Source organism: Paenibacillus dendrobii (assembly GCF_009807035.1).
Taxonomy (GTDB): Bacteria; Bacillota; Bacilli; order Paenibacillales; family Paenibacillaceae; genus Paenibacillus_AQ; species Paenibacillus_AQ dendrobii.
Genome location: NZ_WUBI01000004.1, coordinates 193546 through 213673, shown reverse-complemented (window position 1 = coordinate 213673; position 20128 = coordinate 193546). Strand labels below are relative to the sequence as shown.

Annotated in this window: 18 protein-coding genes; 6 read left to right on the top strand and 12 right to left on the bottom strand. The window is 50.3% G+C overall.

Going from position 1 to position 20128, the window contains the following annotated elements; genetic code table 11:
- Positions 1-126 precede the first annotated feature (126 nt).
- Entirely contained in the window at positions 127-1104 is a 978-nt protein-coding gene (locus tag GRF59_RS22285) for a ring-cleaving dioxygenase (protein WP_160499922.1), read from the bottom strand.
- A gap of 216 nt (positions 1105-1320) precedes the next feature.
- A complete protein-coding gene (locus tag GRF59_RS22280; RefSeq protein ID WP_160499921.1) occupies positions 1321-3816 on the bottom strand; it encodes an S-layer homology domain-containing protein in 2496 nt (831 codons plus the stop codon).
- A 353-nt stretch (positions 3817-4169) separates the two neighbouring features.
- On the opposite strand from GRF59_RS22280, the gene GRF59_RS22275 reads away from it, so the two are divergent.
- Entirely contained in the window at positions 4170-4433 is a 264-nt protein-coding gene (locus GRF59_RS22275; protein ID WP_160499920.1) for a hypothetical protein, read from the top strand.
- Between the two features lie 88 nt (positions 4434-4521).
- Here GRF59_RS22275 and GRF59_RS22270 read toward each other — a convergent pair whose 3' ends face one another.
- The 3 genes from GRF59_RS22270 to GRF59_RS22260 form a co-directional block, all read right to left on the bottom strand.
- Complete coding sequence (locus tag GRF59_RS22270; RefSeq protein WP_160499919.1) at positions 4522-5478, bottom strand: bile acid:sodium symporter family protein; 957 nt, start codon at positions 5476-5478, stop codon at positions 4522-4524.
- Between the two features lie 320 nt (positions 5479-5798).
- Entirely contained in the window at positions 5799-6860 is a 1062-nt protein-coding gene (locus GRF59_RS22265) for an LLM class flavin-dependent oxidoreductase (protein ID WP_160499918.1), read from the bottom strand.
- A 232-nt stretch (positions 6861-7092) separates the two neighbouring features.
- On the bottom strand, positions 7093-10791 hold the full coding sequence (locus tag GRF59_RS22260; RefSeq protein WP_160499917.1) for an S-layer homology domain-containing protein: 3699 nt from the start codon (positions 10789-10791) through the stop codon (positions 7093-7095).
- Between the two features lie 228 nt (positions 10792-11019).
- Here GRF59_RS22260 and GRF59_RS22255 point away from each other — a divergent pair, with 228 nt between their 5' ends.
- The gene (locus GRF59_RS22255; protein ID WP_160499916.1) at positions 11020-12060 is read left to right on the top strand and encodes a C40 family peptidase; all 1041 of its coding nucleotides are present in this window, start codon (positions 11020-11022) and stop codon (positions 12058-12060) included.
- 108 nt (positions 12061-12168) lie between these two features.
- On the top strand, positions 12169-13221 hold the full coding sequence (locus GRF59_RS22250) for a bifunctional transcriptional activator/DNA repair enzyme AdaA (RefSeq protein ID WP_160499915.1): 1053 nt from the start codon (positions 12169-12171) through the stop codon (positions 13219-13221).
- A gap of 85 nt (positions 13222-13306) precedes the next feature.
- Here the strand turns inward: GRF59_RS22250 and GRF59_RS22245 are convergent, their stop codons facing one another.
- The 3 genes from GRF59_RS22245 to GRF59_RS22235 are packed head-to-tail and all read right to left on the bottom strand — an operon-like array spanning position 13307 to position 15174.
- Positions 13307-14077, bottom strand: a complete 771-nt coding sequence (locus tag GRF59_RS22245) for a DODA-type extradiol aromatic ring-opening family dioxygenase (RefSeq protein ID WP_160499914.1) — start codon at positions 14075-14077, stop codon at positions 13307-13309.
- Between the two features lie 3 nt (positions 14078-14080).
- Entirely contained in the window at positions 14081-14746 is a 666-nt protein-coding gene (locus GRF59_RS22240) for a dienelactone hydrolase family protein (protein ID WP_160499913.1), read from the bottom strand.
- 17 nt (positions 14747-14763) lie between these two features.
- Positions 14764-15174, bottom strand: coding sequence for a DoxX family protein (locus GRF59_RS22235; protein ID WP_202128808.1), 411 nt, complete (start codon positions 15172-15174; stop codon positions 14764-14766).
- Between the two features lie 151 nt (positions 15175-15325).
- Between GRF59_RS22235 and GRF59_RS22230 the strand changes: the two genes are divergently transcribed.
- Positions 15326-15877, top strand: coding sequence for a helix-turn-helix domain-containing protein (locus GRF59_RS22230; RefSeq protein WP_160499912.1), 552 nt, complete (start codon positions 15326-15328; stop codon positions 15875-15877).
- A 97-nt stretch (positions 15878-15974) separates the two neighbouring features.
- On the opposite strand, the gene GRF59_RS22225 is transcribed toward GRF59_RS22230, so the two are convergent.
- The 4 genes from GRF59_RS22225 to GRF59_RS22215 are packed head-to-tail and all read right to left on the bottom strand — an operon-like array spanning position 15975 to position 18866.
- Positions 15975-16952, bottom strand: coding sequence for a sensor domain-containing diguanylate cyclase (locus GRF59_RS22225; RefSeq protein WP_160499911.1), 978 nt, complete (start codon positions 16950-16952; stop codon positions 15975-15977).
- Between the two features lie 25 nt (positions 16953-16977).
- The gene (locus tag GRF59_RS22220) at positions 16978-17790 is read right to left on the bottom strand and encodes an alpha/beta fold hydrolase (protein ID WP_160499910.1); all 813 of its coding nucleotides are present in this window, start codon (positions 17788-17790) and stop codon (positions 16978-16980) included.
- Positions 17787-17960, bottom strand: coding sequence for a hypothetical protein (locus GRF59_RS29830; RefSeq protein WP_237391975.1), 174 nt, complete (start codon positions 17958-17960; stop codon positions 17787-17789). Before GRF59_RS29830 ends, GRF59_RS22220 begins: the two co-directional genes overlap by 4 nt.
- Positions 17961-17978: 18 nt before the next feature.
- A complete protein-coding gene (locus tag GRF59_RS22215; protein ID WP_160499909.1) occupies positions 17979-18866 on the bottom strand; it encodes a LysR family transcriptional regulator in 888 nt (295 codons plus the stop codon).
- Between the two features lie 106 nt (positions 18867-18972).
- Here GRF59_RS22215 and GRF59_RS22210 point away from each other — a divergent pair, with 106 nt between their 5' ends.
- Positions 18973-19344 carry a CidA/LrgA family protein gene (locus GRF59_RS22210; RefSeq protein WP_160499908.1) on the top strand — a complete coding sequence of 124 codons (372 nt, stop codon included), beginning with the start codon at positions 18973-18975 and terminating at the stop codon, positions 19342-19344.
- Positions 19341-20021: an LrgB family protein gene (locus GRF59_RS22205; RefSeq protein WP_160499907.1), complete on the top strand. Its 681-nt coding sequence runs from the start codon at positions 19341-19343 to the stop codon at positions 20019-20021. Before GRF59_RS22210 ends, GRF59_RS22205 begins: the two co-directional genes overlap by 4 nt.
- Positions 20022-20128 lie beyond the last annotated feature (107 nt).

Genomic DNA, 20128 nt, shown 5'->3' with positions numbered 1-20128 from the left:
CTACTCATTTGAATTTCCTCCCGCCATGTATATTAAGGTGCCCTCTGGTTCATGCAAGGGCGTTTTCATTTTGATATTAAAAAAGAGAGGAGTACACATGAATGCACTCCCCTCTTAGGTGTTCCCTTATTCCTTGGTAAATTCAATCGTACTGCGTACCGTATCAATCGGACGAACCAGCTTTTCGATTTGTTCGCGCTTAGGCTCGAGGAACGGTGGCAGGGACAGCATTTCGCCCAATGTTTCATAAGGCTCATCGCCCATGAAGCCAGGTCCGTCTGTAGCAAGCTCGAACAGAATCTGCGGAGCCACTCTGGCGTACAACGACTCGAAGAAGTGTCGGTTCACATAGCCGGAAGTCGAAAATCCGAACTGATCAAAGCGGGTAATCCATTGCTCCAGCACCTTCCGGTCCTCCACACGGAACGCCGCGTGGTGAACCGTACCAAAGCCTTGCCGGGCTGGAGGCAGCACTGCGTTATATTCCACGACGACCTGCGCTCCATTCCCGCCTTCACCAACCTCGAACAGATGGTACGAGTCCTCCTGCGCGATTTCCTTGAACTCCATCACTTTCTCCAGCATTTCCTTGAAATAATCGAAATTTGCGATCCGCACGAACACAGGCCCCAGCCCGGTGATGGCATAATCGAGTGGAACGGGACCCTTCTCCCAAGGTGTGCCGGAAGGAACGCCTTCATTATGCTCATCTGAAATCAGCTGGTACTGCTGATCATCGAAATCCACGAAGGACAACGTCTTTTTTCCGAACATTTCCTTGATGCCAAAATGCTGCACGTTCAAGCGCTCAAACCGCTTTTCCCAGTAAGCAAGAGCTGCATCGCTAGGTACCCGGAACGAAGTCTTTGAAATTTCATTTGTACCGTGAACCCCTTTCGGAATGCCCGGGAAGTCAAAGAACGTCATATCCGTACCCGCGCTGCCTTTATCGTCTGCAAAAAACAAATGATAGGTCTGAATGTCGTCCTGATTCACCGTCTTCTTGACCAAGCGCATGCCAAGCACATATGTGAAGAACTGATAGTTCTTCTCTGCGCTGCTTGTAATCGCCGTTACGTGGTGTACTCCTTTTAATCCGTTCATGAATATTCCTCCTTGTATTTTAAGCTTCCCCAAAAGCTTATTGAAAATGAAATGGCACATATAACTTTTTATAAAGATTCTTTAATTTAAGATAAATATAGCACGATGTTTTTCTGTTGTCAACGATACCTTGATGGGCATTTATTTCAACCGCAGTCCATAGTTAAAAGGTTACCCGCCATGTCTTCTAAGACCGGCAGGTAACCTTTTATGGATTTATGGCTTGGTTAACGTAACCTGAATCGTATATCCGCCAAAAGGATACAACTTATACTCTCCTTCTTGAAGGTCCTTCGTATCAAATGCATATACCTCATCAATGGCATCATCCGATACCGACAATTTCAGACCGTGTCCATCCGTTACTTCCTTATCAAAATCCGTCTGAGTTCCATACGTATCCCGGTATACAAAGTAGACATCCCCACTGTAATTGACTTTGAAATTCAGCACAGTTCCAATAGGGACCGTAATATCCCATTTGCCCGGGTAATCTATGAGATCCGCCCGTGTAAAGGACGAATATGCGGTAGATGTATACAGCTCGTTCTTATAAGCCCCATCCAATGTCTCAACGGCTCCAGGCAGCAAACGGAAATAGGTTGACTTGCCCAGACTGGCGATCTGAGGTGTTATCAAAATCCCGTTGGTCTTCATTTCTACTTTGTCATTCGGATCTAGAGCCTTAAAGTCAGGCAAGGCTGATTTGGCCGAATACTGGATATAATCACGAACATTGAAGCCATCCACAGCCTGAATGGCCCTGTTGAAATAAATGAAGTAACTCTCCTGGTTATCCGTCCAGCTTCCGCTCAAGATCATTCCTTTTTGCTTCAGAGGGCTATCTGCTCCATCCAATACGGTAACCGTTATTACATAGGAGACTTTGCCCTGCTCATCGACAACGAATGCCCTGTAGGAGGACCCGAATCCTTTAGCCACTCCCGTCGTCGGCAGCTCGGTCCGCGTCAATGCCGTTACCGGCACCTTGTTCGCTGCTCCCGCCTCTACAGCCGCTTCCAGCATGACTGGATTGTTCCCATCTACTCTGCTATCGGTGAAATAAGCGTATCCGGTGCGAGGACTGTTGATATAGACAGACTCCGTGACCGTGACCGTATCCGACTCAATGCCTATCGAAAACCAGGTGCCGCCGTCATATCCACCGCCCGGTGTACTGCCTCCTCCATTTCCACCGCCATTGCCGTTTCCAGGATCGGTACTGCCGCCATTCCCCGGGTCGCCGCTTCCTCCGCCAGTATTAGGCGTTGATCCGCCGCCGCCGCTGCCGCTTCCTGTGGAAGGAACAGACGGCGTTTTGGCTGTCCATTGATCGGCAGGCTTATCAATACCGCCGATTTTTATATTCGTATCTTTGGGTACTGCACTTCCAAGCTCCACTTTTCCCGGTGCCTTATCCATCGTAATGCCGCTTGCATTGACAACTGCCTTTTCGATGCTGCCTTCGCCCAGAATACTCACGGCTGCATTCAGGATCGCGTTCAATATTTTCGCTTCCTTGCTGACTTCAATTGAAGTTGCGTCAGCCGAATCGGCTACGTTCAACTCCCCGATGGAGCCTGAAGGGACCTGGATGCTGATGCTTTTGGCCAATACGTCAACCGTCTCGAAATCCCCCGTCAAGTATACTCTTGATTTTTCCGGAAGCTCGTCAGACAACGATACTTTACTGATATCCGCACCCTTTGCTGCCTCCAGCTTCGCTCCGGTTTGAATTGTTATTTCCTGAACGGTCGTTTTCCCCGACGCTACAAGACGAACCGTACCGTCCTGCTTATTGACAATGACGGTTAACAGGACGGAATCTTCCAAATGGACACTATTCTCCCCGCCACCGTATACATACGTCTTTCCATGAACGTTCACATTGCGAAGATATACATCGCCATCTCCAACTTGCTTCCCGATGATCAGATCCCCTGCAATATCCATGTTTTGCAGCGTGACTCCCGCCGAATTAACGACGACGCTGCCGCCTTTTTTCTCAAGCCCTTTCTCAGGTCCATATACAGCGCCTTCGCCGTACCAATCTCCATACTCTTTAAAGGTGCGGTCAAGAATCTGAATTGCCTCGGCTCGTGTTAATGCCTTACCCGGAACAAAGGATCCGTCTGTGTATCCTTCTATCAATTTTTTGGCTGAAGCAGCAGCAACCGCCTCTTTGCTCCATGCGGGAATCGATGAAGCATCGTTGAACGTGATTCCGCTTCCGCCCTGCAATTTCAGAATCCGTGAAACCGTTACGGCTGCTTCCTGTCTCGACAGAGTACCGTTTGGACGGAACGTTCCGTCGCTATATCCTGTAGCGTATCCGGCAGCCAAAGCAGCACTTGCATCTTTTGCATACCAGGCTTCTGGCTGGACATCGCTAAAAGTAGTTGCTGACTTCCCTTGGTATTGAAACATCCGGTTAATCATGGCTGTCCACTCTGCTCTCGTGATTTCGCGGTTTGGAGCGAATAAACGGTCCTCGCTCCCCTGCACGATGCCTCTGCCGCTCCAAAGTTGAACCGCATCCTTGGCCCAGTGAGTTGACATGTCGCTGAATGTGGCTTTTTTAACTTCAACCGCGTTTGATTTAACCGCAGCATCCGCTACGGACGAAACTTCATTTTTTTCTGCCGATACGCCACCTGCAAGCATGCCGAACAGCAGCAACCCGGACAAGCTTGTGCCTAACCATTTCTTCATGATTTCTCCCCCTACTTCGATGAGTCTATTGAACTATGTATTTTGGTTCTTTCGTAGTAGGATAGCATGATCGACATAGATTTACAATATTTTCATTTCGAGTGAGTTTATAGGTCATATCTTTTTCGCAAATATGCGCAAACTCTTTTTCGAATGCTTTCTGGAGGCATCGAGTACTATCTTTCAACCAAGCATCCAGATGAAAACATGCAAAAATAAATTTTCTAAATCTCGCAAACCAAAGAGGGAAATCCAGAATAGATTGCTTCCGTTACCAGGTTATGAGGCATCTTCGGAATGTCCATACCTTCTTGCCGCCGACGCATAAGTTAGTAGAGAGGAGGATCGATAGAATGTCAAAATCAGAACCGGGAAGAGTCGAAAATCAGGTGTATTCCAATCGGGTGCTCCGGTCGGAGTTCGATCGCAACTGGAGAACCGTCCTCTCCAGCGCCGGCTACGTCATCTATATCGCAACAGCGAATAACGCGAAAGTCGACGTGATTCTGGCCGGGGGACTGAGTAAACGCCTGATCTTTAACAAAGGCGGGAGAGTACTGGTCGGAGGCGGAGGTACAAGTCATTACAGCAAGCCGCACCGGGCCATCAACCTTTGATCCGCCTCAAGCTCCAACCTTAAAAGGCCACCCCGTGCCGGGATGGCCTTTCTTTCATTTCCTGCGAATCATTCCTTGCGAATATCCTTCAGCTTACCTTGCTTGCCTCCAGGCTTTCCTTCTCAGCCCGGCGTGCGAACCATGTAGCCAACAGAGATCCGGAAATATTGTGCCAGACGCTGAAGATCGCGCTTGGAACCGCGGCCACCGGGTTAAAATGGGCGGCTGCGAGCGCAGCGCCGAGGCCCGAGTTCTGCATGCCCGTTTCGAAAAGAACCGCCTTGCGTTTCCCCTCATTCATACGGAACAGTTTGGCAAACAAATACCCCAGGGCATACCCGAGTACGTTGTGCAAAATCACGACCGCAAAAATCAGCATGCCGCTTTCGATGATTTTGGTTTTGCTGCCGCTGACCACGATCGCCACGATCAGCACAATGGCCAGCGTCGATACGAGCGGAAGAGCCTGCGTGCTGGCTTCTGCCTGTTTTTTAAACAATGTCTTCACAATGACGCCCAGAAGGATGGGCAGGATCACGACCATAAGAATGTCTTTAATCAATGCGCCGCCGTCAATAGGCATCCAACGACCCGCAAGCAGGCTGATCAAGGCCGGAGTTGCCAGCGGAGCAATGATTGTCGATACGGAGGCGATGGATACGCCGAGCGCCACGTCCCCTTTGGCAAGCAGCGTCATCACGTTCGAGGATGTGCCGCTAGGACAGCAGCCGACAAGAATGACGCCTACGGCGATATCAGGAGGCAAGTTCAACACTAGCGCCAGCACATAAGCCAGCAGCGGCATAATGATGAAGTGGCCCACAACGCCGATCAGTACTTCCAGCGGGCGGCGGAAGACTTCGCGAAAATCAGCCGAGGATAACGTGAGTCCCATGCCAAACATGACGATTCCGAGAAAAAGAGAAATGTATCCCTTTAAATGGCTAAAGACTTCAGGTAAAAAAAAGCCCAATCCTGCAAACAAAATAACCCACAGGGAAAAGGTCCCTCCTACAAAACGGCTTACCTTTGCAACGGTGTTCATCGCATCAAACCTCACTTCTGATGTAATAACCTAGCTGTATATTAAAAGTCATTCTACGCCTAGTCGCCTTGTACGACAATGGGAGTTTCTTCCCCATTCGTGCTGCTAATCATCGGCTGGCCTTTCAATTTCGCAGACAATCACCTCTACTAATCTGTAATCCTTGCTCCATATTCCGAGTACTCGTAAACCATTGCAATATACCGCTCTGCTGCTGAGCAGATGCGAGGTTGCCGCACTATCCTTGGAAGGCTTTCAAGCTTACGAATAAGCGGCAAGAGGGGGCCTTTATAAGGCCCCCTCTCTGCTCATATATAAACTTATTCCTGCGGCTCTCCCGCTGCTTCCCATCTCGCGATTTCCTCGCGCACGATCGGCGCCGCCTCAGTTCCGAGCAGTTCTATGGCTCTCATGACATCCTCATGCGGCATCGAGCCTACAGGTACATGGAGCATAAAGCGCGTAATGCCCACTTTTTTGCGAAGATGAATGATTTTACGAGCTACCGTTTCCGGATCACCTACATACAGCGCCCCTTCAAAGCTTCTCGCAAAGTCAAAGCTGGAACGGTCGTATTGCCCCCAACCCCGCTCGCGTCCAAGCACGTTCATGGCTGCCTGGGTCGAAGGGAAGAATTTATCGGCTGCAAGTTCCGTCTCTTCCGCAATAAATCCGTGGGAATGGGATGCCACCGGCAGCTTCGTAATATCATGACCCGCATGAGCAGCAGCCCTCTTGTAGAGCTGAACAAGCGGCGCAAACTGCGTCGGTTTGCCTCCGATAATCGCTAGCACCAGCGGCAACCCCAGGAGACCGGCCCGAATGACAGATTCCTGGTTGCCTCCGCTTCCAATCCATACCGGCAGCGGATCTTGAACCGGACGCGGATATACGCCCAGATTGTTGATGGCAGGCCGGTGCCCGCCCTTCCATGTGACTTTTTCGGATTCCCGGATTTTGAGCAGCAGCTCTAGCTTCTCATCGAATAGCTCATCGTAATCGTTCAAGTCATAGCCAAACAGCGGAAATGATTCGATGAAGGAACCCCGGCCCGCCATAATTTCCGCCCGGCCGTTCGAGATGCCGTCCAGCGTCGCAAAATCCTGGAAGACACGTACGGGGTCGGCTGACGAAAGTACCGTTACCGCACTGGTCAGCCGGATACGCTTCGTTTGCGGCGCAGCCGCTGCGAGTACCATAGCCGGTGATGAGGCCGCATAATCCTTGCGATGATGCTCACCCACGCCGAATATATCCAGTCCCACCTGATCTGCAAGCACGATTTCCTCCACAACGTCACGAAGACGCTGTGCATGACTGATCACTTCACCGGTATGAGCATCCGGCGTCGTTTCTACAAATGTACTGATCCCGATCTCCATATTCAGCCTCCTATATATGCTTTTCTTTTGTAATCAACTTTATAAAAGTGTAAATTTTAATGATTGATATCTTTATATTGAACTATTATAAGAGATTTTTCAAGCTTAAATGCGGTGTTTTACGTATTTCGGGCTTATATCAAAAGATGGCTTGCGGCCTGCATGATCAACGTAAAAAGCCCCAACCGGACACTTCCGGTGGGGCCTTTTCGTTTCTTTGATACATTTCCCTCTACTTGAGGATCGACATAATCACTGTGACTGCCTCTGCTCTGGTTGCTTTGGAGCTTGGCGCAAATCGATTACCGCCAACACCGTGGATGTATCCTGCTTGGGCTGCGGCTGCCACATATGGAACCGCCCAGGAAGGAATCTGGTCGGTATCGTCGAAGGCCAGTTTCGCCGCCGGATCCACACTAATTCCAGCTGCCCGAACGAGGATAACCGCCATCTCGAGACGCGAGATCCCCTCATTCGGCCGGAATGTTCCATCCGTATAACCATTGATCAGGCCTGCGCTGAACGATTTCTTGATCGCATCAAGCGCCCAGTCTGGAATTAGCCCTTGATCCGCAAACGAGGAATTCTTAGTCGCTCCTGTCATTGGTATTGCCCTGGAAAGCATCGTGATGAATTCCGCACGGCTTACCTGCTGGTTCGGGCGGAATTGACCGTTGGCATATCCCGTAACGACTCCTTGCGCTAACGCCTTCTCAATGGAACTCTTCGCCCAATGATTGCCGATATCCGACACAGATGGAACCGCACTGCCGCTGTTCGTGCCACTGTTGCCCGCATTTCCGTTATTCGTGCCGTTGCTGTTATTGCTACCAGTGCTGCTATTGTTGTTGTTGCTGCTTGAATTTCCGTTATTGCCGCTATGGCTACCCCCATTGCTACCTGAGTTTCCGCCATTGTTGCCGCTGTTGCCACCGCCATCATTCCCATTATTTCCACCATTATTTCCACCATTATTGCCGCCATTGTTACCGCCATTGTTACCGCTGTTGCCGCCGCCGTTATTGCCGCCATTATTTCCGCCTTCGCTGCCTCCATCACCGCCGCCGTTATTTCCATCGCCGGTTTTGGCAATGACCTCCTCGGAGCTGGCTTTGTCACTCACGGCCTTAATGGCAAATTGATAGGTCTTCAGCGGATCCAGTCCTGTTACCAAATAGTTATTTACCGCTTCGCCCATTGCAGGAACAACACGCATGTTCCAGTTCGGCCCGAGCTGACCATTCTTCTCATAAATTCGGTAAGCCGTGACTGCAGGGCCACTTTCAGGTTTCTTCCACGTTAACAACGCCTGTCCATCCTGTACGGAACCCAGCTTGGCATCCAGCACCGGACCCGGCTTGGCATCGGATTTGGTCAAACCGAACTGATCATATAAATCCGTTGTCCCTGTTTCGGTTGTCGTATATGTCTTAAACGAAATGCTGTCATTGGTGATCGTTATGCCCGTGAACATTTCCTGGTTCGGTTGGCCGTATTTGAAAGCGTACGGAAACGGACCGGACTTCGGATTGTATCTTTTATCCCCGGCTGCATTGCTGACGAGATACAGGCTGCCCTTCGGATTATTCATATTGCCATTCTCGTCCATCGCATCCTTTTGAGGTACATTATCATACATCGGATAGGATCGGGTGTACGTATGGTCATGTCCGCTAAGCACGACATCGACGCCGATTTCGTCAAACAAAGCGGCAAGCTTGTCGCGGAAGAAGAGAACGTCGCTGTCGGAGGAGTGATTCGCAACCGAATACGGAGACTTGTGAAACAGGACGATTTTCCATTTCTTGTCCGTCTTGGCCGCCTCCGCTCTTAGCCATTCCTCTTGCTTCTCATATATCGTATCCAGCCCCTTGGCTTCATTGTACTCCGTGTTGATCACCATGAAGTGCGCCGGACCGTAATCGAAAGAATATACCGATCCATCCGGCTTGGCTCCGGTGTAAGAAATATTAGGAAGATTAAAATGATACCAGAAATTATTGTTGGACTTGCTCTCATGATTGCCGAGTGCCGGCACGAGAGGCGTATTCTTCAAGATCGACTTTGGCTGATTCAGCAGCCACATCCATTGATTCTCGATATCTCCATTGTCGACAAGGTCACCCGTGATGGTGATGAAGCGTGAATCCGGGAACTTTTTGAAGGCTTCCTCCAGGGTGTGGTTCCAGGTGACGTATTCCCTTTCCGTTGTGCCTTGCGGGTCCGTTGTATAGAGGAACGTGAAGGATTCGGGATCCTGATCTGCCGTCTTGAAGGTCCCGATCTCGCTCCAATGTCCCTCTTGGCCGTCCCCGATACGATAGCTGTACTCCGTACCTGCTTGCAGGCCGGTCGCCGTAACCTTGTGATCGGCATAAGAGGTCTTTTTGCCTGCGCTTTTATCTGAACTCGATTGGTATACTTCGATTGGCATGGAACTGCCCTCGAAGGAAACCACGCCTGCGTTTGGCCATTTCCCTCCAGAAGCCAAGGATGATTCTACGATCTCCAGCCTGGTTCCGGTGATGCCCGGATCGGTGTACCAGGCGAATCCCTGCGATGTCTGAGCATCGCCATTGAATGTCAGCGCGATGGCAGTCGGCGTCTGCGGCCCTGTCACGGAACCGCCCGACCCGTTATCTGTAGGATTCCCGATCAGCTGCATATCAAAGTACAAATCGGAGCTATTGTCGCTGCGCTGGTGAACCTCAGCCGCAACCGTATTGATGCCTTCATGCAGGACGCCTTGAAGGGCTTGAGTCAAATCAGCCGTCTCTGTAACGGGTTCATCTACGGTTGCTGCGCTAAGCGTCTGGTAATTCGCCTCGCCATCCGGCATGTTGTAACGATAGACCTCTTGTCCGTTCACATACACGATAGCTCCGTCATCCATTCCGAACGTTCCCGCTATTTTCTTGTAGTCGGTCAAATTCGCGACATTGACCGTCGTCCGGAAATACGATGTACGGTATTTCATGCTGCTGCTCGGTCCGTAGCTGATCGTCTGCTTGATGCTGCCGAACGGAGACGTGGACTTGGAAGCAGGATAGCCTAGCGGAGCCTGACCTGCCTTCCACGCCGAGTCGTCAAAACCCGCTGCTCGCCATGCTGTCCCCTGATCGGACCCGTTATCGAGATACTTCCATGCCGAGTTCGGCGCCAGAAGCTTGATGTTACCGGCTTCGGAACCTGAACCCCCATTACCGTTACCTCCGTTGCCGCTTCCATTGCCGCCGTTGCCCGATCCGCCTTGCCCCAGACTAGCAGTGAGCTTCATATCGAAGTACAGGTCGGAGCTGGTCAGGCTTTGATTATGTATTTCCGCCGTAAAGACGTTGTCGCCGTTCTTGAGGAGTCCCTTCAGTGCACTCGTCAAGTCAATCGAAGTCACCACGGGAAGATCCTTGTTGGATGTTGCCAACGTGCCATAGACGGCTTCGCCGACAGGCATTCCCGTCCGATAAATCTCTTTGCCGTTAGCGTAGAGTATCATGCCGTCATCGACGCCGAAGGTGCCTTGGAATGCTTCATACGCTTCAACGTCCGCGATCGGAACGATCTTGCTGAAGTAGGAAGTCGTATGCTTTTGATTCACGTCATTGCCAAAGCTGATAACCGTGGCAACCTTGCCAAACTCTTTGTCCGGCGCCACCTCGTTCGTTGTTACGCCGTTTTTCACTTTATAGCCAAATGGAGCTTGTCCGACCTTCCAATTGGAAAAATCGAATATGCTGGTCATCGCGCTGCTATAGTCGATGCCTTCATCGCTGTAGCTCCAGCTTGAGCCCTGGGGAATCAACTCAACGGGCACACTTCCGACCGAGGACGGATCGGCCTCGGCTTGTATCCTTGTCCCGGGAAAAGCCGCTGCGATGGCAATGAAAATCGCCATGCATACCACGAACCATTTGGGCCTTCTTATTCTATGCATTATGTACACCTCACGGATAGGATTTGGTCCTATCCTATCAGCGAAGCGTTTTGGTTGTATTAACTCCACGTTATCGGATGATTAAAAAAACATATCCGTAGAAAATTCCCCGATTCGGTCGTTTGCCATGATCTACCCATTACCTTCCCATTATTTGGTACAAAACCTATTACGCATGACACCGTCCAACTATATGTAAGACTATACCGACAGCAAGGTGATGAATCGATGACGAAAAGTAAAGCATTCCTTTTTCTATTGACCGCTTCTATGTTATATGCGGCACCAACACATGCAGAAACCGCTCCTCAAGGGCATGCGACGGCCAAACCGGTAACCATCTACATCGACGGACGCGAGCTGCAGACGGAAGTCGAACCTCTTAACCTGAACGGCACCGTACTCGTTCCCATGCGTGGAATTTTTGAAGAAGAGGGCGCCAAGCTCACCTGGAACAATATGAACAAGACCGTTACGGCAATCAAGGGAAGTACAACGCTAACCTACCGCATTGGAGAACATACCGCTTCGCTAAATGGTAAAGCAGTCAGCGTGGATGTTCCGGGCCAAATTACAAACGGTTACACGCTGATTCCTCTGCGTTTTGTCAGTGAAGCCTTGGGCAGCGCCGTGAAATGGGATCAGGATACCCGTACCGTGCGTATCACATCAACGGTCAGCTACGATACCTCCATTTTGTGGGGAGTCAACCTGCGAAGCCTGCCGGATGCCGAGAAAGGCTCTTCTCTTGAAATGCTGTCTGCAGGCGCGAAAGTCCATGTGACCCGGGAGGTTAACGCTTCATGGCTCGAAGTGCAGACCCAGGATAACCGCACCGGATACATATCGGCCAAGCCGAAATATACCGACTATACCAGCCCTTCCCTCGCCGGACTGCAAGGCGATGCGCTCATTGCTTACGGTAAAAAATATTTAGGCAAGCCTTATGTGTTCGGAGCCTCCCCCGACCAAACGAATACCTTTGACTGCTCTTCTTTCGTGAAGCGCGTATTCCAAGATACCCTGACGATCGAACTTCCACGCGTATCCTACGATCAAGCGAAGGTAGGCAAGGAAGTCAGTCTCAACGAGCTGCGTAAGGGAGATTTGCTCTTCTTCAGCGCACGGGGTCTGGATATCGGACATGTAGCCATTTATGCGGGCAATAATCAGATTCTGCATACCTACTCCAAGGAACTTGGCGTTCATGTGGAAGCTTTTGACGGACAATGGAAGAAGCGGTTCGTTACCGCGCGCCGCGTATTTTAGCAGACCCATCATGCATTCCATTTTAAAAATAGATGCCTGATTTTCGGCCACGCGAGTGAAAAGGAGAGGATATAATAAGGACAATATACGAGGTTAGGAAGTGGGAACATGGCGACAGCCGAACGGAATGAAGAATACTACAAAGCCTTGTTGGAAAAACGGACGGAATATGAAGGCGTATTTTATGTTGGAGTCAAAACGACGGGGGTCTTCTGCCGCCCGACTTGTCCGGCTCGAAAGCCCAAGTTTGAAAACTGCGAATTTTTTGACAATGCTCAGCAGGCTCTCTTGGCTTCTTACCGGCCATGCCAGCGCTGTCGACCGTTATCGCATCCGAATCACGTCTCCGACATGGTACGGCTGCTGGTTGAAGCCGTGGAGGAGCATCCCGAAAAAAGGTGGCGGGAAGCGGACTTCAAGGAACTTTCGGTAGATGAATCCACGGCGCGCCGACAATTCAAAAAGAGATTTGGCATGACCTTCGTTGAATATGCCCGTGCCCGCCGCATGGGGCTTGCCATGAAAAACATCCGTTCCGGGCAAACGGTCCTGGATGCGCAGCTCTCCACCGGCTACGAATCGAGCAGTGGTTTCAGAGACGCATTCTCGCGCATCATGGGCGCAGCACCTACCTTGCTGGAAGGCAGCAACGTACTCAAAGCATCCTGGATCGATACACGTCTTGGCCCGATGATGGCCATAGGGGATGAGCAGTCCCTGTATCTTCTGGAATTCGTGGATCGCCGGGGCTTGGAGCGTGAAGTGGAACGTTTGCGGCAAAGGACGAAATCAGCGATTATTCCAGGGATGACTGAACCGATCCGTTCCATCGAACGGGAGCTGACGCTATACTTTGACGGAAAGCTAAGCCGTTTCACATCGCCACTGATGATGATTGGATCCCCCTTTCAAAAGAGCGTCTGGGAGCAGCTCATGGCTATACCTCCTGGCGAAACGCGCTCATATGCGGATATTGCCCATGCCCTCGGCAAGCCTACGGCTTACCGGGCCGTGGCACAGGCCAATGGCGCAAATCAGCTTGCGCTTGTAATACCCTGCCATCGCGTGATTAATTCCAATGGTGATTTGGGCGGTTACGGCGGCGGCTTAACGCGAAAAAACTGGCTGCTCCAGCATGAGAAAACCCTGACTCCCCAATAGGCCCTTTTACAAATAGGGAGACATGAATAAAGGCCATTCAAGTGCAGTCATCGCACTTGAATGGCCTTTTTCCGTTTACCCTATCTCAATCAAACTGCCAACAGCTCAAACTTAAGTTTCCGTACTGATAACTGCGGTGCAGCAGTTTGGCCTTGCGGTTCGCGTCCCCGGTCCCCATCGCAATTAGCAGCGGAATAAAATGCTCGCTTGTCGGTACCGCCATGCGGGCGTAAGGAGCAAGCTCCTCGTAATGAAACAGCGAATCCGTATCCCATGCCTCCAGCTTGCTCTGCAGCCAGTTATCGAATGCTCCCGCCCATTCATCAACCCCTTGTGCACGCCAATTCACGCTTCTCAGGTTATGGACGGTACCCCCGCTGCCGATAATGAGCACATCTTGCTCGCGCAGTTCCGACAGGGCTTTACCGATTTCATACTGCTGTTCGTTGCTCAGATAACGATTAACAGAGAGCGCCACTACCGGAATATCCGCATCTGGATAGATAAGCTTCAGTACGGCCCAAGCGCCGTGATCAAGCCCTCTCTCCTCATCCGGCTTGCTCTTGATTCCCTGCTTGGTGAATAAGGACCGGATCTGCTCGCTAAGCGAGCGTTCGCCAGGAGCCGGGTAGGTCATCCGGTATAGCTCATCCTGGAATCCCCCAAAATCATAAATGGTGCTGTACTGATCCACTGAGCTCACGGTTTGAACGGATTCCTCCCAATGGGCGGAAAAAATCACAATCGCCTTCGGCTTGGGCTTCCCTGCCGCAAATTCCTTAAGTAAATTCGTATATGCATGTTCTTCGAGCACCAACGAAGGCGCACCATGCGCGAAAAAGTAAGATGGCATCATCGTTTAATTCACTCCTTTATTCATGTTCACACCGGCATCTCGCTCGAGCCATATCACAAAATCACGTTGATTATCAGCCGAAACGCCATGACCTACGGGATAAGTCCTGAACGTCAGATGAGGTGTCTGCTGCTCAAAATAAGCTGCTGTCTCATGCCCGATTCGTACCGGAAATACCGGATCAAACTCCCCATGAGAGATAAATACCGAGACGCCGCTGACGGATTGCAGAGCATACTCTGTTTTGACGAATTCCGGGACATACCCGTTTAACGCAACGATTCCCTTCAGCTGATCCCCCATCGTAAGCGCAAGCGTCATCGATAAAATCGCGCCCTGGCTGAAGCCAAGCAAGTAACGTTTGCCCGGATCAACCGGATATTTCTCCGTCGCATAACGGATAAATGCTTCCAACTGCTGCACCGCCTGATCAAATACCTCACGATCCGGATTCCCCAAACTTTTAAGTTCATAAAATTGATATCCTGCGCCCATCGAGAGATTTCCCCGGATATGAATCAGGATAAAATGATCCGCAAGCGGAGCCGTTAGTCCAAGCATATCCCTTTCGTCCGAACCTTTTCCGTGAAGCGTAAAGATCGCAGGGTATGCTTTGCCCGGCTCCATGTTCGCAGGCAGTTGAACGTCATATTCGTAAGCTGGCACCACAAGAATCGCCCCCTATTTTATTGAACAGCACTCCGTTTATTAAAAATAAGCCGATCGACCGACAAAGACGCCGGCCCCGATGCAAGTAGATAGACCGAAATTAGAATCAGACTCAGTTCCAGCTCGTATCCGGCCACTTGGTCATGGCCCAAGAGACCCGCAGACAGCTTCACCGTCACGATAGCCCCAATCATCAATACGATAAACAGCGCGGATACCACACGGGTAAGCAAACCAATGATCAGCATGATCCCCCCAACCACTTCGGCAATCGCCGCGACATAAGCCATGAATCCCGGAACGCCCATGGAACTAAACCAAGCCTCCACGTTGCCAAGACCCATTTGAAACTTGCTGATGCCATGTGCGAGAAATATAATTCCAAGCACCACACGAAGTAACGTCGGTACCCATGTATTTTTAATCATAAAGATCATCTCCATTCCTAAAATATTAGTAATAATAAAATATATTTCATATGAGTAATTTAACGCACAGCACACTAGCATGTCAACTGAATTTTTGTTAATATGAATATAAAATTAGTATTACAAATATTTTAGAGGATGCGTGAAATCTATGGACATCGGCTCCAATATCCGGGCCATCCGGAAACGAAAAAATATTACCATCGCCCAAATTTGCGAGGAAACCGGACTTTCCCAAGGATTCTTGAGTCAGGTTGAAACCAATAAAACATCGCCATCCATTGCCACATTGGAGAATATCGCACAAGCACTGAAGGTGCCCTTGGCCTATTTGCTGCTCAAAAAAGAAGACCGTATGCATATTGTCCGCAAAGACGAACGAAAAATAACAACCAGCGGCATCGAAAAGCTAAAGGTTGAACATCTGAGCGCTACGAAAAACGTAAGAATGATGATCGTCGAGGCCCCTCCTGGAGCTTCAACCGGGCTGGTTCCGCACGCTCATGAGGGTGAAGAAGTTCATGTGGTGATCAAAGGAAAGATTTACGCCGAGCAAGGAGAAGATTCGGCTGAATTTTCCGAAGGAGATTCATTTTCGTGGAATGCCTGCACACCTCATTTAGTGAAAAATATTGGAGATGAGCTGGCCATTATCCTGATCGCGGTATATACGGAATCCGATCAGGCTGGAGATTTTTTGTAGGCGGGGACAAAGTAACATCGTCCTGAACAAATGCGAGCGGATCATAAATAGCGAAAAGCCCTTCCCCATTCGGCGAAGAGCTTTTTTGTACCGTATTCTATTTCAAATCCATGATATGTGTAACGCGGTTTCTGCCGTTCTCTTTTGAGGTATACAACGCCTCGTCCGCTTTTTTCAGAAGGGACGCATCCGTATCCCCCGGTGCAAACGTTGCAATGCCCATGCTGACCGTGAAGCTTCCGATTTCGCAAGTAAACCCGGCAACGGCAAGCCGCAGGCGCTCCGCAACCTTTTTGGAGTCAGGCCCATCGGTATTCGGCAGAATCAGCACGAACTCTTCCCCGCCAAGCCTTGCTACCACATCCTCGCCCCGGGCATGGGAGGTTAGGATTCTCGCCAGCGATTCAAGCACTTGATCCCCCATCTGATGTCCCCATGTGTCATTCACCTTTTTAAAATGGTCGATGTCTATGATAACCAGAGAAAAGGGCTTCCGACTCGTGCCATACACATGGACCTGCTCATCCAGCTTCTCTTGAAAAAACCTTCTATTCTTAAGCCCCGTCAATTTATCGGTCACGGACAGCTCTACGAGAATGGCGTTCATCTCCATCAGCTCGGCCTGTTTTTGCTCAATTTCCCTATGGATTTGCTCCAGCTTCGCCAGCGCCTGATCCTTCTGCCAATAGGCTTCTTCGATTTGCTTTTTTGCAGACCGGAGTTCCTGCTCATAATCGATGCGCTTTCTCATTTGCACGAGAACACAATCAATAACTTCTACGCCGTCGCTCACGAACCGCCTACCATTCAATATGAAAGGAATCGACTGCTTGTCCTTGTCTTTTAAACTGATAAACAGTTCTTCCACACGTCCGCTCAGATTGATCTGCGGGTAAAAGTAGGAATGGAAAATAAGCTTGTTTGCCGTCGACATGATCGATTCCAAGTGCTTCTGTATCAAGTCCTCATGGGAGTAACCCATCAGATCCAGAAAAGTCTGGTTTACATCCGCAACGATCCCTTCGTGCGTAATGGAGACATACCCGCAGGGTGCATATTTCAACCGCTCATCCATGATCAAATAGTCCTTTCCATGCGCATTATCCGTTCAGATTCACTCCAAGGTATTGATTAATGTCACGGATCGTTTCCTCCGGATGGCTGATATGCGGGTAGTGGCCCTTGGCCTCCATAAGACACAGCGTGCTGTTCTTCAAATGCCGATGTAAATATTCCCCTACTTCAATCGGTACGATGCTGTCATCCGAGCACTGCATGATCAGCGTGGGGATGGTAGCCTTGGATAGTTCCTGCCGGTGATCCGATAAAAAGGTCACTTCCGCAAATTCCCTCGCAATCACCGGATCGCCTGAAATGAAACTCCGTTCCAGCTCCTTAGTTAATGCCGGGGAATCAGGGGCATTCATCGCCAGAGGTGCCAAGAAGCTGGCCCATCCGGCAAAATTCATCTCCATCATGTCCAGCAGTTCGTTAATATCACTCAGGTCGAAGCCCCCGTAATAGTCTGTCCCGTCATTCAAATAACGCGGGGAAGGACCGATCATGATCAATTTATCAAAGGCGTCCGGCCGCTCAATGGATGCGAGCATTCCAATCATCGAGCTCACCGAATGGCCTATAAAAATAACTTTTTCAAGGTTAAAAGTCTCAATAATATCGAGTACATCCTGTACATAGCCGCGGAAATTTCCGTATTTCCCAGATGAATATGCGTTCAAATCCGAATGTCCCGACCCCACGTAATCGAACATAATGATCCGAAACTTCTTTGCGAAAGCGGGTGCAATATACTGCCACATGCTTTGGTCGCATCCGAATCCATGCGCGAAGATAATGGTGCGGTCGCCCTCACCCATCATGGTCACATTATTGCGTTCAGCCACATCGATCATTTCGTATAACTCCCTTTATCAGCTTTCTTTCCATTCTGAAGGGAAGTGCTGGAAATATCAAGCGAATTCACCAAGAGTGAGGCGATGCTTCCCTGACTGGCGGCACGATCGTCCGTAAGCTCTGAATAGACTGTTTCGCGAACCGTAGAGGTGATTTTGTCCGCCTGCATCTACCGCCAGGCCCATTCTCAGGTTGCCTTGAAGATCTCTCTCGTGAAGGCAATCCAAGCCTGGGCTGCGCGGGACAAATAACAGTCCCGCTTCCAGGCGATCGCAAGCTGCCAGGGAATGACCGGGTCAATTAAAGGCACCGCCAGCACCTTAGTGGAATCCAGCGCGCGGCAGATCGTATCCGGCAGCATTGCGATGCCAAGGTCCGCCCCAACCATCTCTCCGATAAAGTCCCATTGCGAGCTTTCGTACACAATGCGGGGCTCAAACCCGGCGTTCCGGCATTCATTAATGATTCGGTCATGGAGGGCGAACCCGCTGCTGAACAGAATAAACCTCTCTTCTGATAATTCTCTCAACGAGATCTGCGGCTGTTTCGCGAGCGGGTGAGCCGCGGGCACGATTACCTTCAAGCGGTCCTCGACGATCGGAAACGAATCGATAATCCGTGATTCGACCGGCAAGAGAATGACGCCGACGTCCAGCGATCCGCCCTCTAAATACTCCTTGACCATTCTCGCTCCATCCTCGACCAAGCTGACGGAAATGCCGGGATAGCGCTCTTGGAAAGCCTTGATGACGCCGGGAAAGAAACTCGGCCCCGCCATGGGAGGCATACCGATCCGGATGGTGCCTTTGTTCAAATATGCCAGATCATCCAGTTCCGCCGACAATTGATCGAACAGCTGGAGAATGGGAGCCGCGTATTTCATAATGGTCTCTCCTGCCTCCGTTAGCTTGAATTGATTCCCTTCCCGGATGAACACCTCCGTGTTCAGCTCATTTTCCAGGTTCTTGATGGCCTTACTAATCGTCGGCTGCGTGACATGCAAGGCCTCTGCGGCCTTGGTGAAGCTGTTCCAGCGCATGATTTCCGAGATTTGTTTGATGTGATGAATATCCATGATTAACCCTCTTCCATAGATCAAAGGAATGAAACGAATTCCATATATTCATTTTACTTATGAAAAGCGGCTCTGTATATTTAAGTCTGGAAGGAGCCTTAACTCAATGAAATCTTTGTTTAAAATCGTTCTTCAAGTCTTATTTTTTATCCTCATAGCCCAATTTTCCGATATGCTCGTCCTCTGGCTGCACCTGCCTGTCCCGGGCAGTATCGTCGGCATTATCATATTGTATGCGCTGCTGAAGCTCAAGGTTATTCGCCTGGATTGGATCGAGCTGGGGTCGCAGTGGCTGCTGTCCGAAATGCTTCTGTTCTTCATCCCCGCCACGGTCAGTATCATTAATTACAAAACGCTGATTATGAACAGCGGACTCCAAGTACTCGCCACGATCGCGGGCAGCACCATCGTCGTCATGTTGTGCGCAGGCCTGATCGGTCAGCGGATATCCAAGGGAAAAGAGAGTGACGCTGCATGATACAAGCACTCTTCTGGCTGTTGTGCACGATTATCGTATACATGGCCGCCAAACGGATATACCGGGCCTTTCCAAGGGTATATCTTACCCCCCTCCTGGTTACGCCGCTTGTCGTTATCACCATCATTATCATGAGCGGAGTCACATTCGATACCTACAACAAAGGGGCTGTCGTATTGTCCGATCTGGTCGAGCCCGCCACAATCGCACTCGCCGTCATGCTGTATAAACACATCGATGTCTTGAAAAGAAATGTCAAAGCCATCCTTCTCAGCGTATGCTGCGGAGCCGTCATCTCTTTCCTAAGCACAGCCGAATTGGCGCATCTGTTCGGTCTGAAAAGCGATGTGCTGGCCAGTCTGGCTCCCCGGACTGCAACGACCCCAATCGCCGTATCCATCTCAGGCATGATCGGAGGCGTCCCGACCATTACAGCCGGAGCCACCTTAATTACCGGACTCATCGGCATGATTGTGGGACCGCTCATCGTAAAATGGTGCAGCATCCACAGCCCGATCGGTCAAGGAACGTTGTTTGGAACCAGCGCACACTCGGCCGGCATCAGCAAAGCATTTGAATATGACGCGGTGGCAGGTTCCATTGCCAGCATCGCCATGATGCTGACCGCCTTTGTTACGCTGCTGATCGTCCCTTGGCTAATTGCATTGTTTCAGTAGGACTCCTCGCTTAATAAGACCGGTGCAGCCTTAGCTGCCCGGTCATTTTATTGATGAAAAGCGAACCTCGCCACCCGGTTGGATCAAACCTTATGAATAAATGGTTA

Coding starts and splice junctions, on each gene's coding strand:
- GRF59_RS22285 (WP_160499922.1), bottom strand. CDS start 1,104: ATGAACGGATTAAAAGGAGTACACCACGTAACGGCGATTACAAGCAGC.
- GRF59_RS22280 (WP_160499921.1), bottom strand. CDS start 3,816: ATGAAGAAATGGTTAGGCACAAGCTTGTCCGGGTTGCTGCTGTTCGGC.
- GRF59_RS22275 (WP_160499920.1), top strand. CDS start 4,170: ATGTCAAAATCAGAACCGGGAAGAGTCGAAAATCAGGTGTATTCCAAT.
- GRF59_RS22270 (WP_160499919.1), bottom strand. CDS start 5,478: ATGAACACCGTTGCAAAGGTAAGCCGTTTTGTAGGAGGGACCTTTTCC.
- GRF59_RS22265 (WP_160499918.1), bottom strand. CDS start 6,860: ATGGAGATCGGGATCAGTACATTTGTAGAAACGACGCCGGATGCTCAT.
- GRF59_RS22260 (WP_160499917.1), bottom strand. CDS start 10,791: ATGCATAGAATAAGAAGGCCCAAATGGTTCGTGGTATGCATGGCGATT.
- GRF59_RS22255 (WP_160499916.1), top strand. CDS start 11,020: ATGACGAAAAGTAAAGCATTCCTTTTTCTATTGACCGCTTCTATGTTA.
- GRF59_RS22250 (WP_160499915.1), top strand. CDS start 12,169: ATGGCGACAGCCGAACGGAATGAAGAATACTACAAAGCCTTGTTGGAA.
- GRF59_RS22245 (WP_160499914.1), bottom strand. CDS start 14,077: ATGATGCCATCTTACTTTTTCGCGCATGGTGCGCCTTCGTTGGTGCTC.
- GRF59_RS22235 (WP_202128808.1), bottom strand. CDS start 15,174: ATGATTAAAAATACATGGGTACCGACGTTACTTCGTGTGGTGCTTGGA.
- GRF59_RS22230 (WP_160499912.1), top strand. CDS start 15,326: ATGGACATCGGCTCCAATATCCGGGCCATCCGGAAACGAAAAAATATT.
- GRF59_RS22225 (WP_160499911.1), bottom strand. CDS start 16,952: ATGGATGAGCGGTTGAAATATGCACCCTGCGGGTATGTCTCCATTACG.
- GRF59_RS22220 (WP_160499910.1), bottom strand. CDS start 17,790: ATGATCGATGTGGCTGAACGCAATAATGTGACCATGATGGGTGAGGGC.
- GRF59_RS29830 (WP_237391975.1), bottom strand. CDS start 17,960: ATGCAGGCGGACAAAATCACCTCTACGGTTCGCGAAACAGTCTATTCA.
- GRF59_RS22215 (WP_160499909.1), bottom strand. CDS start 18,866: ATGGATATTCATCACATCAAACAAATCTCGGAAATCATGCGCTGGAAC.
- GRF59_RS22210 (WP_160499908.1), top strand. CDS start 18,973: ATGAAATCTTTGTTTAAAATCGTTCTTCAAGTCTTATTTTTTATCCTC.
- GRF59_RS22205 (WP_160499907.1), top strand. CDS start 19,341: ATGATACAAGCACTCTTCTGGCTGTTGTGCACGATTATCGTATACATG.